This window comes from Paenibacillus sp. J22P90 (assembly GCF_059692195.1).
The window spans coordinates 171,602-185,711 of sequence record NZ_JCAUAY010000002.1 but is presented as its reverse complement, the minus strand read 5'-3'; the positions used below and the strand labels follow the sequence as shown (position 1 = coordinate 185,711).

The following is a 14,110-nucleotide window of genomic DNA, read 5'->3' as shown; positions in this document are numbered from 1 at the left end:
CTCTTGAGGCAGGTTTCTTTTTTATGCGGCGCAGAGAACGAGAACATGATCTTCCGAATATTTTTGATGAGAAAATGGAAAATTAGTAATATTAGTATTCTTTGGGAGGCTCATTCAGTGAAATGGTTCAGGAAATGGCTGCGCAATAAACCTGGGTATCCCATTATACCTGAGGATCATCTATCTGAAGAAGAAGAGAACTCCGAATTAACCACGGATTTAGAGCACAATGAACTCATTTTTAGACGTATATTTAACAACAGTCAGGATTTTGTTGTTCGCAAAGTCCAAATGTGTGGACAAAATCATTGGCTGGTGATATACATTGCAACGCTTGTTGATGAAGTTCTGATTGATGACTATGTATTGAAACCGATGATAGCTAAATCTGACAATCAGGAACAAGTCGTCATTGAGCCAACAGAATCGCTGGATGATCATATTATCTCCATTGGATTGACGTGTGTTACATCCAAAATAAGTGAAATAGTCAAACAAGTGTTAAAAGGCCAAGCAGCTGTGTTTACCATCGGGAACAGTGATGCCATGATGGTCAAAGTGAATAATAAGTCACAACGAAGCCTTGAAGAACCTTCATCTGAACCTGTCATTCGTGGTCCGCGGGAAGGATTTATTGAGAATCTCTCAACGAATATTGGGTTAATCCGCAGTAGGATTAAAACGTCAAGACTTAAAGTGGAATGTATAACGATCGGTGAGCTTACCCAAACCGAAGTTGTCATTACGTATATCGCTGGTATTGCTTCCGAAACGGTCATTGAGGAAGTTCGAGAGCGAGTATCTCGGATTCAAATAGACGGCATTATTGATTCCGGGTATGTGGAGGAATTTATTGAAGATAGTCCTTACTCCCCTTTTCCACTTGTGCACAGTACAGAACGACCAGATGTTGTTGCTGCCGAATTATTGGAAGGGAAAGTAGCTATTATCGTTGATACCTCTCCATTTGTACTCATTGTTCCCATGACGTTCTGGACTGGACTTCAAGCGAGTGAGGATTATTATGTTCGCTGGCCTATTGCAACTTTCGTACGGTGGATTCGATTCCTTTTCATCAGTATCGCCATATTTGCTCCTCCGCTCTATGTTGCGATTACGACCTTCAATCAGGAAATGATTCCGACCAATCTGGTGTTAAGTATTGCCTCCTCTAGAGAGCCTGTTCCTTTGCCAGCTGTGATCGAAGCCTTCATTATGGAAATTATCTTTGAAGCCTTACGGGAAGCAGGGATTCGATTACCGAAACAGATAGGGCAAGCCATCAGCATTGTTGGGGCATTGGTTATCGGTCAAGCGGCTGTGCTTGCGGGTATTATTTCCGCTCCGGTCGTTATTATTGTATCGATAACAGGTATTGCCGCGTTTACGATTCCTCGTTATAGCTTTGCGAATGGCATCCGTTTACTACGGTTCCCCATGCTATTGCTGGCGGGTACGCTTGGACTTTATGGTATTGTCATTGGGTTTATGGCCATTGTGCTACATATCACATCGCTTCGATCATTCGGTATCCCCTATTTCACGCCAGCAACCCCGATGAATTTCTCGGATTTGAAGGATGTCTTCATCCGGCTGCCGATATGGGCGAAAACGCAGCGTCCGCAATCAACAGGAGCTAACAATCCGGGTCGTGAGCCGGCAGGTCAAAAACCAAGTCCATATGCGCGGAAAGGAAAGGGGGATTCAGAATGAAACCATTCCTTTACATTGGTTTGCTATTCACACTATTAACCACAAGTGGATGTTGGGATCGTACGGAGATTAATGATCTTGCCTTCATTATGGGTACTGCATTTGACATAGCGGATAATGGGGACTATATCTTATCACATCAAATTGCGATCCCTTCGTCCTCTCAGGGTGGGCCAGGGAGTGGTGGAAGCAGCAATGAGAAGTTTTTTGTGATATCAGCAGTTGGAAAGAGTATTAACGAAGCATTCTATAGGTTGCAGAAAAAGAGTTCACGGAGATTGTTTACAGCACATCGCGTTGTTATTTTTATTGGTGAGCGGTTATCCAAAAGTGGGATTGCAGATATACTCGACATTTACACGCACGATTCAAAACAACGTTTAAAAACATACATGATGGTGGTTAAGGGGGGAGAAGGACGGGACATATTTAAAGTCAAATACCCCTTTGAACAAGTACCCAGCGAGGCTATTAAAGAAATGGAAGCTTTAAATAACGAGTTGGCGATTACATTGCGCGACTTTTTTCTAGCTTCGTCTGGAGAGGGAATCAGCCCCGTATTAGGAGCTATAACCCCAGATGGCATAACGGAAGGTTTAAAAGAAGGCAATATATTTAAGCTAGCTGGGTCAGCCATTTTTAAAGATTTCAAATTAGTAGGCTTTCTAAATGAGAATGAAACCAATGGTCTCTTATGGGTGACAGATCGAATGAAGCATGGCAGTCTTAACGCCAATTTACCTGAAGCAGATGGAACAGTGGGGATGATTCTGGCAAAGGCAAAGCGAAAAATCACCCCGCAGATCACTGGTGATAAGGTTACATTCAAGATCCAGATGCAAGGGGAAGGTAACATTTGGGAAAATACGACTAATTTAGATATTCGTAAGCCAGAGAACATTAAGCTTGTTAAAAAGGCATTGGAGACTTCCGTCGAAAATCAAGTTAAAGATACATTAACGAAAGTCCAATCGCAGTACAAGGTTGATAGTGTAGGGTTCGGCAGAGAAATTCAACGCAATAAGCCCAAACAGTGGAAAGCCTTGAAAGCCGAATGGAACGATAGATTTCCAAAGGTAGACGTTTCTCTTGAAGTGTCGATCAATATTTTAGGCAGCGGGATGGCAGGTCCTCCATTACACTTGGAGAGAAAGGAGATCAAAAAATGATTTTCGGCACAATCGTATTTGTAGGTTTCCTGGTTGTGTGGTCCTTTGTTAGAATTCGCTCTTTCCTGAGTATGCAAAAAAAGAAAGAAGCGGCTGTATTCGGCACATTAATTGGTGTATCCTCTATTGTCGGTTCTTTATTAATTTGCCGGGTCAACCTCCCGAGCATGGTTGTCCCGTTCAAATTAATATTTGAACCCATTGGAACTATGCTTTTAAAGCAGTGAGCGGTTCACTTTTCTTTTGATCATGTCGATCATGAGAAGAAGCAGTGGGATAAGACTTTGTGTGAATAAACCAGCGCTCGGGTAAATCAAAGTCAGATACGTTTGAAGTTCCGCACCATTCTTGAAAACCAAGACCGATCCAATGAGGCACAATAGGGTTATCGGTGCTACGAGATCACGATAGTTTTGGATGCGGAAAATCTGGCTTATGCTAATACACAATATAAACAACGACACGGACACTTTTGAAAAACTTCCAATCACCCATATCATGACAGCGATTGCCTCTAGACGTTCAAATGAACCTTCAATTCCAATGTATTGCATGACACTTAAATACGAATAGTTCAGTTGACCGGTTAATGAACCCAGAATCATAATCGCCGATAATACAACGATAAAAATAAAAATAAATATACCTAAAAGAGCAAACAGAGAGAGCTTGAGTGCCTTTTTCGGCTGATTCAAATAAGGAAGAAGCCATCCCAGAATAAACAATTGATTCATAAATGCGCCTCCCGGAAGGATAGCTCCTTGTAAAACCGGCAGAATTCCGTTTCCCAGAATTGGCTTTAGCTGTTCAGTATCTGCTGCCCCAATCGTCAAAATCAAGAGCGGCATCAAAAAAAATAATTTCATTGGTGTCAAAAACTCCGTACATCTTCCTATGACTTCTATTCCCATATAGACGGCTAGACCGCAAAGGATTAATAAGGTCAGACTACCTATGATGGACGGACTTCTTGGTAATAACAGTGCTTTAATGAAAAAGGTATGCTGTATGGTCATAACTGAAATCGACATAAACCAATAATAGATATAGTAAAAGCCCAGACATGTTCCTAACCATTTCCCAAGAATTTTTTGACTGTATTGGATAATCGTCAAACCCGGATAACGTTTCGAAAGTTGGATCATCACCCAAATGCTTAATAATCCGGTCAAAGTGGAGGGGATTACTGAAATCCAAGCATCTTGCATGGCATACATCGCCATCAATCCGGGAAGAGTTAAGACGATCGTGGAAGCGACAAAAGAGAAAAGAATAATACCTAACTGGTTAACCGAAATTTTTTCTGTAGGCTGCATCTGTACACTCCCTCCTAACCTCACAGAGGTTGCTCCAAGTATTTACTTTTCGTTACAAATTTATACCAATAAACCCCGTGTATTGCTACAATTCTGCACATTGAATGCCTACTTCAGAATAGGGGGTTGACACACTACCTACTAAAAGGTAGAATGACCACATGAACAAAAACAACAAACAAAACACGTCAGAACTTATTCTGGACACTGCTCAGGCGATTGTGCAACAATTTGGATTTAACGGATTCAGCTATTCACACATCGCAGAAAAAGTAGGAATCCGAAATGCGAGTATTCATTATTACTTCCCGAACAAGGAGGATTTGGGAGAAGCTCTGATTGCGCGTTATCTCAGAAGTTTTAATGCCTATGTTGCTCAAATCGATGCAGAGACATCGAACAATTTAGAAAAACTGCGCAAATTCATCCTACTCTATAGCGGTCCTGTTCAAGACTACTGTACATGCCTAAGTGTCATGCTTTCGACAGACCTGGCTACATTATCAGGTAAAGTACAAACAGGGTTATCTCAATTCTTTTCTTCCAATTTAGAATGGTTGGAGCGCGTGTTGGATCAAGGACGTCGTGAAGAACATCTGAACTTCGATGGCGCCGCGGATGTGCAAGCACACCAATTTCTTGCGTCACTTCAAGGCGCACAACTATTGGCAAGAAGTTTTCGTGATGTAAGTAAGTTTGATAAGATTGCCGATGGCTTAATATCCGCTTTAGCCTAAAAGGAAGGCGGATAATTTTTTAACTATTACCTACCTTTTAATAGGTAGATAAATAAGGGGATGCAAGATGAGTTTTAAAGGAAAAGTAGCCGCTTTGGGCGTATCGACACCCTAGTGAACAATGCTGGCATTTTATATCAAAATCATTCACCGGTGAAATTCTTCATGTGGATGGCGGGCAAAACGCTGGTCAATGGTAAGAATTGAGGTGTAGTCCATATTCAAACTTGAAAAAGGAGGTGAGAAGACATGTTGTATGAACTGCGAATTTATGATGTTCAACCTGGTAAAATGCAGGCTCTTCATGAACGATTCAGAGATCATGTCATCGATTTATTTTTGAAACATGACATGAAGGTCACGCAATATCTTGAAGATATCAATGAAGAAAATAACCGACTTTATTATATTGTTGAACATGAAAATATGGAAAAGCGCAACCTTAATTATGAACGTTTCCGCAGCGATCCTGTATGGATTGAAGTGAAACGAAATTCAGAATTGGATGGACCTCTGTTAATCAAACAAGAAAGTATTTTTATGAAAAACACAGTCTTTTTCGATAACATTTGAAAATAGCTCAGACAAACCGAGTTTAACATAAAATAAATTCAACCAAGAATGGAGCAAAATAAACATGAAAACTTTAGTCATCATAACTCATCCCAATATTGAGCAATCTAACTGGAATAAAGCTTGGCTGGAAGCATTGCAAAAGGAAACTGATTTCACGATTCATGAATTATATAAAGAATATCCTGACGAGAATATCGATGTTGTTAAAGAGCAGAAGCTCATTGAGGCACATGATCGCGTTATTTTCCAATATCCTCTTTATTGGTACAGCACGCCGTCCTTACTGAAAAAGTGGTTTGATACCGTATTGCAATATGGTTGGGCCTATGGTCCTGATGGCAGTAAAACAGCAGGCAAAGAAATCGGTGCAGCGATCTCAACCTATGGTACGGAAGAATCATATCAAGCAACAGGCTCTAATCGCTTTACACTAGAGGAAATATTGCATCCAATGGAAGCAATTGCCCAATTTATCAGCGCTACTTATCTGCCGCACTTTGCACTTAACGATACGTCTAAGGTTACGGAAGAACGATTAGCACAGAGCAGCAAGGATTACATTCATCACATTAAAACAGTAAAGCCTGTTCTGGTTACGCAATGAAAGACTTACTAATTGATGTATATATGGATGTAACATGTCCTTGGTGTCGTATGGGCACCAGTAGTATGTTGACCGCTTTGCAACAATTACCCAAAGAAACGAAGGTAACCGTACGTTGGCATGCTTTTCAGATCAATTATGGCATTCGTCCTGAAGGTGAAGATTATCGGCAAGTGATGATTGGCAAGTTAGGCGGGGTGCCTCAATTCGAAGCTAGATTAAAGCAATATCAAGAATATGGAGATTCTTTTGGCTTAAAATTTAATATAGATAATGTTAAATATACGCCGAATACGACATTAGCTCATCAGTTAATCGCTATTTCACCAGAGAACCTGCAGGAGCAACTGATTCAGCAGATCTATACGGCTTATTTTGAAAATGGGATTAATATCGGTGATATAGATGAATTAGTAAAAATAGCAAAAGCAGTTGGGATTCCAAATGATGTAGAACTGAAATCACGACTTACCAATGGTGCAGGTCTAGACAAAGTTGAATTAGGACAACGCAACGCTCAAAAGTTAGGGATTAGAGGGGTTCCATTCTTTGTAATCAATGAGCAAGTCAGCTTATCTGGTCTACAATCCCCTGAGCAATTTATTAAAGTTTGGAGCGAAAGCTAAATTTCAAAGGAGGTCATTCACGATGCCAATCGTTAATATTAAAGTAACACGTGAGGGAACCACACCTGATCATGTGTCTGTTACGGGTGAAGAAAAGGCAGCACTTATCAAAGGTGTGAGCGAGCTTCTTCTCAACGTGCTTAATAAGCCATTAGAATCAACTCACGTTATTATCGAGGAAGTTGAGTTGGATAATTGGGGTTGGGGTGGACTACCAGCTCTTGAATATCGCAAGCAACGCTCTTCCGGAAGCCATACAAGTCAAAGTTCGAGAACTAAGTCAGTTTAAATTTCAAATTTAATCGTTTTTATACGAAAGTTTCCTCACAAACGGTTGGATAAGCTGCTCACAAATTGTAAAGAATATACCAGTCAAAAGGAGATGTTATTATGATAAAAATGGAAAAGAAATTGTACACGGCTACTGTAAATGTTGAAGGTGGAAGAGAAGGTAAAGCAGTTTCGAGCGATGGCAATCTTAACTTGGACTTGAGATATCCGAAAGAGTTAGGCGGGCCAGGTAACGGAGTCAATCCGGAGCAACTGTTCGCTGCTGGATTTGCTGCATGCTTCGAAGGTGCAATGGGAACTATTATTAGGAAAAAAGGAATTAAAACGGAAGGCATTTCAATAGTTTCAAATGTTTCACTCGGCAAGGATGCAAATGACGGCTATGTACTTGCAGTTCATTTCGACATTACAGTTAAAGGCGTAGATATCAGTGTGGCTCAGGAAATTGTCGATGAAGCCCATAAAGTATGTCCTTATGCCAGAGCAACTCAAGGCAATATTGAAGTCATATCGAATGTGATTGGGTAACGATCACGGGATGGAAATTCATTCATTAAGAAAAGAAAATTTTAGGGGACAGATCGACCATGGGATCACACTCGTTGATTTTTATGAGCCTAGCAGCAAATCTTGTCAAGAACAGCTCTCCATTGATGAGAAGCTGGCTCTAGAAGTAAGATATCAGGCTACCATTACTAAAATTGATATCAATCAGGAAAAAGAACTCGCAGCTGAATACGGTGTATCGAGCGTTCCGACCTTAATGCTGTTTAAAGATGGATATAAAGTAGAGACTTGGGTTGGGCAGCAAAGTAAAGAAGCCTTGAAGCAGCATATCATTAGCTATGCAACCATGGGTGATTCTTGTGTGTAAAAGAATGGTTACACTGAAACCGATGTCCCCTTTTGGGAACATCGGTTTCTTTTCTTATTACTTTCTATCCATTCGATTGCTTTATTTCACTGTTTTGTTATAAGCGCCGATCTTCTCCGTGATGCTTTTTGCTGCGCTGTCGAGCGCTTCTTTAGGTGCTTTTTTACCAGTTAACGCTTCTTCGATGGCGGTTTCGACGATTTGACGAGCCTCTGGGAATACGCCCATAACGGCACCTTGTGTGGCTGTGTTTGCTTTTGTTTTGTGCAATTGATCAATGGCTGTTTGGAATTGCGGGTATTTCGCAAGGTTATCTTTCAAAATCTGTTCATCATAGGCTTTCTTCGTAATAGGGAAGTAACCTGTATTTACGTTCCACCATGCTTGGGTTTGCGGCGTAGTTAGAAACTTAATGAATTCCCATGCGCCTTGTTGCTCGGCTTCCGACTTGTTATTTAAGATATAAAGACTCGCGCCGCCGACGACAACACCGCCTTCTTTGGCATCTGCTGGCTTCGGAAGTGAGCTCGTGCCAACTTGGAATTTGCCTTCAGCCCCTGTTACGATCCCGCGAAGTGAAGCTGTGGAATCCAAGGTCATAGCGATTTGGCCAGCTAAGAAAGCTTTTTTCGTATCATCTGTTTTACGACCGAGGTTGGCAGATGTTTTGTTGTCGACCATCTCTTTCCACCACGTCAGTGTTTTAACGCCAGCTTCATTGTTGACCATAGATTCTGTAGCAGCTGTGGTGCGACCATTCCCGTTATTAAGGTATTCTACACCTTGGTTGGCAAAGAATTGCTCCATAAACCAGCCATAAATGGCAAAGGAAGAGCCGGATTTCCCATCTTTGCTAAGTGCTTGAGCCGCTTTCGTAATTTCTTCATAGGTTGTCGGTGGTTTCTCCGGATCAAGACCTGCTGCTTTAAACATATCTTTGTTGTAATACAGGATCGGGTTCGAGGTGTTGAAAGGCATGGAATTCAGTTTGCCATCGACTTTGTAATAATTCAGAATGTTCTCTTCGAGCTGAGAAAGATCGAATTTATCGGCATCGACATACTTTTGAACAGGTGTAATGGCTTTAGAATCGATCATGAAACGGGAGCCGATTTCGTAAACTTGGATGAGGGAGGGGCCGCTTTTGGTATCCATGGACGCTTTCATTTTGTTGATGCTTTCATCATAAGTACCTTGGAAAACAGCCTCAACCTGTACATTTTTCTGTGAGGCGTTGAAATCTGCGACTAATTTATCGACGGCTTTGCCAAGTTCACCACTCATGGAATGCCACCAGATCACTTTAACGGGTTCAGTTGGCTTTTTGACATCGGCTGCAGCGGTGCTTGCGGTTGGTTTACTTTCTGTTGTGCTTCCTGAAGTTGTTGTTTCAGCTTTGCCGCATGCACTAGTTAATAACACCATCATCGCAGTCATAGCAAGGATGGAACTTTTCGATTTGAATGTTTTCATAGTTTTCTTTTCTCTCCCTTATCTCTTTTCTAAAATATATGGACATCTATTTCAGCTGTTAGGCTGAAAAGCGTAGCCATCCTAGATGGGACTAACCTTTCACAGCGCCGGCCGTAAGTCCGCGAACGAGCTGTTTTAAACCAAGGACAAGCAGTAAGAGGGAAGGTAGTAAGATGATCGTTACCCCTGCTAGAACCAAATTCCAAACGGTTAATTCTTCGAATTGCAGCATGGCGATACCAATCTGCACAGTTCGCATTTCTTCACTATTCGTGATGAGCAGAGGCCATAGATACATGTTCCATGCGTTTAAAAAGGCATACACGGCCAGTGTTGCGAGAGCCGGGCGCCCGAGTGGAAGCACAATTCGGAGAAACATGCGAAAATGTCCGCAGCCATCGATGCGTGCCGCTTCGAACAGCTCTTTGGGCAGCTGTAAGAAGAATTGGCGCAGGAGGAATGTTCCGAAAGCTGTTGCTAAGAATGGAACGGTTAGGCCCTGCATGCTATCGAGCCAATCCCACTTTTTGACCGTCAAATAGTTGGGAATGATGGTGACCTCCCATGGAATCATCATGGTAGCCATGAAAAGCGCGAAAATGAACGCTTTACCCTTAAAGCGAATATTGACGAAAGCATAGGCAGCCATGCTCGAAGTAATCAGCTGACCCAGTGTAATGATGATCGAGACAATTAGACTATTGGTTACAAATTTAGCGATAGGCACGAGCTTGAAGACAGTAATCATACTGCCCAGATAAAAGCTGCTAGGTAAGAAGTGCGGCGGATAAGCCGATGCTTCCTCGGGCGTCATCAAAGCGGATGAGAACGTATAGAAAATGGGATACAACACAATGGCGGCGCAAACGATCAATAGGGCGTAAACGAAAGAGTTTTGCGTGCGGGAGGTCATTGATAGTGCACCTTCCTTTCAAAAACTTTAAACTGAATGACCGTGAAAATAAGGATAATGGTGAAAAGGACAAGTGCTTGCGCGCTCCCTGTTCCGAACCTGAAGTTAACAAAGGCGTCCTGATACAAGGCGTAAACAAGCACATCTGTGGAGTTTACTGGCCCACCTTTGGTCAGAATATGAATTTGTCCGAAGGACTGAAATGCACCGATGATCGACACGATCGTAACGAAGAATACCGTCGGTGAAAGTAAGGGCAGGACGATTTGAACAAAGGTTCGAATCGGGCCAGATCCATCTATTTTGGCGCTGTCGTAGATTTCATCAGGAATTCCTTGTAAGCCGCTAAGCAGAACAATGTAGGTAAAGCCCAGATTCATCCAGATGGTCATCATTGATACAGAAAGCAGCGCCCATCTAGGGTCTGTCAACCAAGCTACAGGTTCTAGGCCGATTAGGTGCAGCAAATAATTCAACATGCCGACACTCGGGTGAAACAGCATCATCCAGATTACAGCCGAAGTACCTACGGACAGTACGACAGGCAGTGAGAAGATGAATTGGAAGATGCGCATTCCTTTCAGCTGATTGTGTGTAAGAGCGGCGAGCATCAGTGCGATGACAATAACGGTTGGTACGGTTAAAAGGGTAAAAAGACCCGTCACGCCTAAACTCTGATAAAACCGTTCTGAGGTGAAAATCGCCGTGAAATTATCGAACCCAACGAAGGACGCGACTCTGCCTCGCGGATCAGTCTCGTGCACACTCAGATAAAAGGTCTGTATCAAGGGATAAAACAAAAAGATCGCAAACAACAACAGGGAAGGTAGTAAAAACACATATCCTAAGATCGTTTCCATCCATGAATGGCTGAGCATTGCCTTGCGTGGCTGTTCTACTTTTGTATGTGTTTTGGTTTTTCTTGCTTGAGGTAAATTTCTTTCTATCACATTCATTCCAAGCTCCTCCATGACCATTATTGGACAAGTACTACGCTTATTAGATTAACGGTCGATTATTTGACCTGTGTTAAATTCAGGTGAAGAAATTGTATATATTTAGGGACGTTTACAAAATTGATAGATTTTTTTTGAAAGTTGGGAGAGTTTTGTCCATTTCGCCGTCCCAAGGCCAGTGGGACGTGTTTGCTTCGCGGGAACCGGCGTTAGTTTGATTGCAGCATCTCCGGCGGCGGCGGCATGCTAGCGCACAAATAGTGCGCAAGAGCAGCATCCCCTCGATGCCTTAGTAGTCCTGATGAGCCGCTCGTCCTGACGGTCAAGGATTTTTATAAAATAGCAAAAGTGTTTAAAATTTAAACACTTTTGCTATAAACCACAATGGTGTATTTGCTTTTCCCAAAATAAGTTCAAAATTTTCGGAATATTCAAAATAACTGTTGATATTTTAAATATTTAGGCATACAATTCAAGTAAGAAATCGCTTTCGAGTAAAACTAATGGGGTGGCACTGTTGCGAATTGCAATAATCGCTGATGACTTGACGGGTGCCAATGATAGTGGAGTTCAGTTTGCCAAACGAGGCTTCCCTACAACCGTGATCATGGGAACAGGAGATGGCGTCCTGAACGGTCAAGAGGTGGTAGTCTTCGATACCGACAGCAGGGGTAAGAGTCGTGAAGATGCTTATCGACTGGTTCGGGAATCGGCGGAGTGGGTAAAGCGACTTGGCAGTCAGGTCATCTTCAAGAAGATTGATTCTACAATGCGAGGGAATATCGGGGCGGAGATGGATGCCGTATATGATGTTTATCAACCAGATTTTCTTGTGATTGCTCCAGCCTACCCGCAGTTAAAACGACAAGTGATAAATGGCTTCCATTATGTGGAGGGAAAGCTCTTGCATGAGTCGGATGCTGGGCAGGATCCGATTACGCCAGTCAAGGAATCCTACCTCCCAGATCTGCTGAAGCTGCAAACCAATCGGCCAATCGCCTTAATTACAACGAAAGAACTGAACGATGAGCCTGAAATTCTACTCGCCAAGCTTCGTGAGTTAAAGAAAGCAGGCATAACCTATCTTTTATTTGACTCCGAGGAAGAGGACGACTTGAAAAAAATCGTAGATATCATCGGAATGAGTGGAGAGAAGGTTGTGTGGGTAGGCTCAGCGGGGTTAGCCGGTCACCTCTTTGGAGAGGAAGAAGGGCATGTGAAGATCGGCACATCGATAGAGTTAAGTCAACCGGTTCTTATGGTAGTCGGCAGTGTAAGTCGTAAAGCTCGTACCCAGCTTAAGGAAGTCCTAGCCTCAAAGGATGTGGTAGGGGTTGCGATGAGCTCAACGCTAGTCGTGGCTAGCTCGACTGAAAGATCCGACGAAATGGATCGCGTATTTCGGCTCTCCTTGCAACAACTTCGAGAAGGATATCACGTGGTACTTTACAGTACAGGTGATCCAGAGGATATAGCGCTAATTGGTCGCTTAGGAACAGAACTCGGATTGACAGGAACCGAGCTAGGGGAGCGAATTGCAAGTGCTTTAGGAGAAGTCTCCTCAAAGCTGGTACATTCACTCGGGTTAGGAGGGATTGTACTGACAGGTGGGGATACTGCCAAGCATTTTTGTAAATATTCAAGTATTCGAGAGTTCATCCTCGTTGGCGAAGTAGAATCTGGCATTCCCATAGGGTATCTGACGAAGGGAGAGAATCGTCTCTACGCAGTAACCAAAGCTGGCGGCTTCGGTACGAACGAAGCTTTAGTGAAAGCCCTCCAGTATCTCCGAAAGGGGGAATCGGCGTGAAACCGATCATCGGCATAACGATGGGTGATGCAGCTGGTATTGGCCCCGAAATTATTGCGAAGGCACTTCAATCCAGCGCTGTTTATGATTATTGCAACCCTCTGGTGATTGGTGACGCGAAGATGATCCAGCGGGCACAACGATTGATTCATGCATCCACAACCATAAATATTATTCGTGACCCGGCCGAGGCAAAATTCATGCATGGTGTCGTAGATTGTTTGGATCTGGATTTGCTGCCAGAGGATCTGGACTTCGGGCAAGTTTCAGCAGCAGCTGGGAATGCGGCATACCATTATATTGACAAAGCCGTTGAGCTTGCATTAAATAGGCAAATCCATGCGATCTGCACCGCTCCGCTAAATAAGGAAGCACTTCATAAAGGCGGACACCACTACCCAGGGCATACTGAAATTTTGGCCGCACTTACAGGCACGGAAAATTACTCCATGATGCTCTCTACCCCGCAGCTCAAAGTCATTCATTTAACTACACACGTTGGACTCATTCAAGCCATTCAATCCATAACACCAGAACGTACATATAACGTGATTCGTCTTGCGCATGAGACATTAACGAGAGCTGGAAATCCGGGGCCCCGAATTGGTGTGTGCGGTATTAACCCGCATGCTGGGGAGAACGGTCTTTTCGGTAATGGAGAAGAGGAAGAACAGCTTGCCCCAGGTATCAGACGAGCCCAGAACGAGGGCATCGATGTGATTGGACCGCTCCCGGCGGACACCTTGTTTTATCGAGCTGTTCGGGGGGATTTCGATATTGTGGTTGCGTGCTACCATGATCAAGGGCATGGCCCAATCAAGGTATTAGGCATTGAAGCCGGTGTCAATATTACACTGGGTTTGAAGCATGGCATCATTCGAACATCGGTTGACCATGGCACCGCATTCGACATCGCAGGAAACAATCAGGCAGATGAACAAAGCATGCTCGAAGCGATTCGAGTAGCTGCAGAGCTTACTCCACGGTTATAACTAGCTGAAGGTAATATAAAGGTAACTCTTTATATAGCAACACACCTATTTTAAGGAGCT

16 protein-coding genes are annotated in these 14,110 nt (G+C 43.0%); 12 read left to right on the top strand and 4 right to left on the bottom strand.

The annotated features are described in order from the left end of the window. The first annotated feature begins 117 nt into the window (after positions 1–117). From AC58UX_RS05680 to AC58UX_RS05670, 3 genes are read left to right on the top strand one after another with little or no spacing between them, the layout of a single operon-like run. Positions 118–1,713 (top strand): spore germination protein, encoded by a 1,596-nt coding sequence (locus AC58UX_RS05680; protein ID WP_497250362.1) that lies wholly within the window; start codon positions 118–120, stop codon positions 1,711–1,713. Next, positions 1,710–2,882: a Ger(x)C family spore germination protein gene (locus tag AC58UX_RS05675; protein ID WP_497250360.1), complete on the top strand. Its 1,173-nt coding sequence runs from the start codon at positions 1,710–1,712 to the stop codon at positions 2,880–2,882. Before AC58UX_RS05680 ends, AC58UX_RS05675 begins: the two co-directional genes overlap by 4 nt. After that, complete coding sequence (locus AC58UX_RS05670; RefSeq protein ID WP_497250358.1) at positions 2,879–3,109, top strand: hypothetical protein; 231 nt, start codon at positions 2,879–2,881, stop codon at positions 3,107–3,109. The genes AC58UX_RS05675 and AC58UX_RS05670 overlap by 4 nt, the downstream gene beginning before the upstream one ends. Here the strand turns inward: AC58UX_RS05670 and AC58UX_RS05665 are convergent. Then, the gene (locus AC58UX_RS05665) at positions 3,098–4,198 is read right to left on the bottom strand and encodes a GerAB/ArcD/ProY family transporter (RefSeq protein ID WP_497250356.1); all 1,101 of its coding nucleotides are present in this window, start codon (positions 4,196–4,198) and stop codon (positions 3,098–3,100) included. The genes AC58UX_RS05670 and AC58UX_RS05665 overlap by 12 nt on opposite strands. A 161-nt stretch (positions 4,199–4,359) precedes the next feature. On the opposite strand from AC58UX_RS05665, the gene AC58UX_RS05660 reads away from it, so the two are divergent. From AC58UX_RS05660 to AC58UX_RS05630, 7 genes are all read left to right on the top strand, one after another. Then, complete coding sequence (locus tag AC58UX_RS05660; RefSeq protein WP_497250354.1) at positions 4,360–4,935, top strand: TetR/AcrR family transcriptional regulator; 576 nt, start codon at positions 4,360–4,362, stop codon at positions 4,933–4,935. A 249-nt stretch (positions 4,936–5,184) separates the two neighbouring features. Next, complete coding sequence (locus tag AC58UX_RS05655; RefSeq protein ID WP_497250352.1) at positions 5,185–5,508, top strand: NIPSNAP family protein; 324 nt, start codon at positions 5,185–5,187, stop codon at positions 5,506–5,508. Positions 5,509–5,572: 64 nt separating this feature from the next. Continuing rightward, the gene (locus tag AC58UX_RS05650; protein ID WP_497250350.1) at positions 5,573–6,115 is read left to right on the top strand and encodes an NAD(P)H-dependent oxidoreductase; all 543 of its coding nucleotides are present in this window, start codon (positions 5,573–5,575) and stop codon (positions 6,113–6,115) included. Further along, complete coding sequence (locus tag AC58UX_RS05645) at positions 6,112–6,741, top strand: DsbA family oxidoreductase (protein ID WP_497250348.1); 630 nt, start codon at positions 6,112–6,114, stop codon at positions 6,739–6,741. The genes AC58UX_RS05650 and AC58UX_RS05645 overlap by 4 nt, the downstream gene beginning before the upstream one ends. A 22-nt stretch (positions 6,742–6,763) precedes the next feature. Next, positions 6,764–7,030: a tautomerase family protein gene (locus AC58UX_RS05640; protein WP_497250346.1), complete on the top strand. Its 267-nt coding sequence runs from the start codon at positions 6,764–6,766 to the stop codon at positions 7,028–7,030. Positions 7,031–7,131: 101 nt separating this feature from the next. Beyond that, a complete protein-coding gene (locus AC58UX_RS05635) occupies positions 7,132–7,560 on the top strand; it encodes an organic hydroperoxide resistance protein (RefSeq protein WP_497250344.1) in 429 nt (142 codons plus the stop codon). Positions 7,561–7,570: 10 nt separating this feature from the next. Further along, positions 7,571–7,906, top strand: a complete 336-nt coding sequence (locus tag AC58UX_RS05630) for a thioredoxin family protein (protein WP_497250342.1) — start codon at positions 7,571–7,573, stop codon at positions 7,904–7,906. A gap of 81 nt (positions 7,907–7,987) precedes the next feature. On the opposite strand, the gene AC58UX_RS05625 is transcribed toward AC58UX_RS05630, so the two are convergent. From AC58UX_RS05625 to AC58UX_RS05615, 3 genes are all read right to left on the bottom strand, one after another. Next, positions 7,988–9,379: an ABC transporter substrate-binding protein gene (locus AC58UX_RS05625; protein WP_497250340.1), complete on the bottom strand. Its 1,392-nt coding sequence runs from the start codon at positions 9,377–9,379 to the stop codon at positions 7,988–7,990. A 91-nt stretch (positions 9,380–9,470) separates the two neighbouring features. Continuing rightward, on the bottom strand, positions 9,471–10,292 hold the full coding sequence (locus tag AC58UX_RS05620; RefSeq protein WP_497250338.1) for a carbohydrate ABC transporter permease: 822 nt from the start codon (positions 10,290–10,292) through the stop codon (positions 9,471–9,473). After that, positions 10,289–11,170, bottom strand: coding sequence for a carbohydrate ABC transporter permease (locus tag AC58UX_RS05615; protein ID WP_497252079.1), 882 nt, complete (start codon positions 11,168–11,170; stop codon positions 10,289–10,291). The genes AC58UX_RS05620 and AC58UX_RS05615 overlap by 4 nt, the downstream gene beginning before the upstream one ends. Before the next feature lie 595 nt (positions 11,171–11,765). Here AC58UX_RS05615 and AC58UX_RS05610 point away from each other — a divergent pair. Both AC58UX_RS05610 and pdxA read left to right on the top strand, forming a co-directional pair. Then, positions 11,766–13,058: a four-carbon acid sugar kinase family protein gene (locus AC58UX_RS05610; RefSeq protein WP_497250336.1), complete on the top strand. Its 1,293-nt coding sequence runs from the start codon at positions 11,766–11,768 to the stop codon at positions 13,056–13,058. Then, complete coding sequence (gene pdxA / locus AC58UX_RS05605) at positions 13,055–14,050, top strand: 4-hydroxythreonine-4-phosphate dehydrogenase PdxA (protein ID WP_497250334.1); 996 nt, start codon at positions 13,055–13,057, stop codon at positions 14,048–14,050. Before AC58UX_RS05610 ends, pdxA begins: the two co-directional genes overlap by 4 nt. The last annotated feature ends 60 nt before the right edge of the window (positions 14,051–14,110 follow it).

Excerpts from the sequence above, each read along its gene's own strand:
- AC58UX_RS05675 (WP_497250360.1), top strand. The coding sequence starts at position 1,710 with ATGAAACCATTCCTTTACATTGGTTTGCTATTCACACTATTAACCACA.
- AC58UX_RS05670 (WP_497250358.1), top strand. The coding sequence starts at position 2,879 with ATGATTTTCGGCACAATCGTATTTGTAGGTTTCCTGGTTGTGTGGTCC.
- AC58UX_RS05665 (WP_497250356.1), bottom strand. The coding sequence starts at position 4,198 with ATGCAGCCTACAGAAAAAATTTCGGTTAACCAGTTAGGTATTATTCTT.
- AC58UX_RS05660 (WP_497250354.1), top strand. The coding sequence starts at position 4,360 with ATGAACAAAAACAACAAACAAAACACGTCAGAACTTATTCTGGACACT.
- AC58UX_RS05655 (WP_497250352.1), top strand. The coding sequence starts at position 5,185 with ATGTTGTATGAACTGCGAATTTATGATGTTCAACCTGGTAAAATGCAG.
- AC58UX_RS05650 (WP_497250350.1), top strand. The coding sequence starts at position 5,573 with ATGAAAACTTTAGTCATCATAACTCATCCCAATATTGAGCAATCTAAC.
- AC58UX_RS05645 (WP_497250348.1), top strand. The coding sequence starts at position 6,112 with ATGAAAGACTTACTAATTGATGTATATATGGATGTAACATGTCCTTGG.
- AC58UX_RS05640 (WP_497250346.1), top strand. The coding sequence starts at position 6,764 with ATGCCAATCGTTAATATTAAAGTAACACGTGAGGGAACCACACCTGAT.
- AC58UX_RS05635 (WP_497250344.1), top strand. The coding sequence starts at position 7,132 with ATGATAAAAATGGAAAAGAAATTGTACACGGCTACTGTAAATGTTGAA.
- AC58UX_RS05630 (WP_497250342.1), top strand. The coding sequence starts at position 7,571 with ATGGAAATTCATTCATTAAGAAAAGAAAATTTTAGGGGACAGATCGAC.
- AC58UX_RS05625 (WP_497250340.1), bottom strand. The coding sequence starts at position 9,379 with ATGAAAACATTCAAATCGAAAAGTTCCATCCTTGCTATGACTGCGATG.
- AC58UX_RS05620 (WP_497250338.1), bottom strand. The coding sequence starts at position 10,292 with ATGACCTCCCGCACGCAAAACTCTTTCGTTTACGCCCTATTGATCGTT.
- AC58UX_RS05615 (WP_497252079.1), bottom strand. The coding sequence starts at position 11,170 with ATGCTCAGCCATTCATGGATGGAAACGATCTTAGGATATGTGTTTTTA.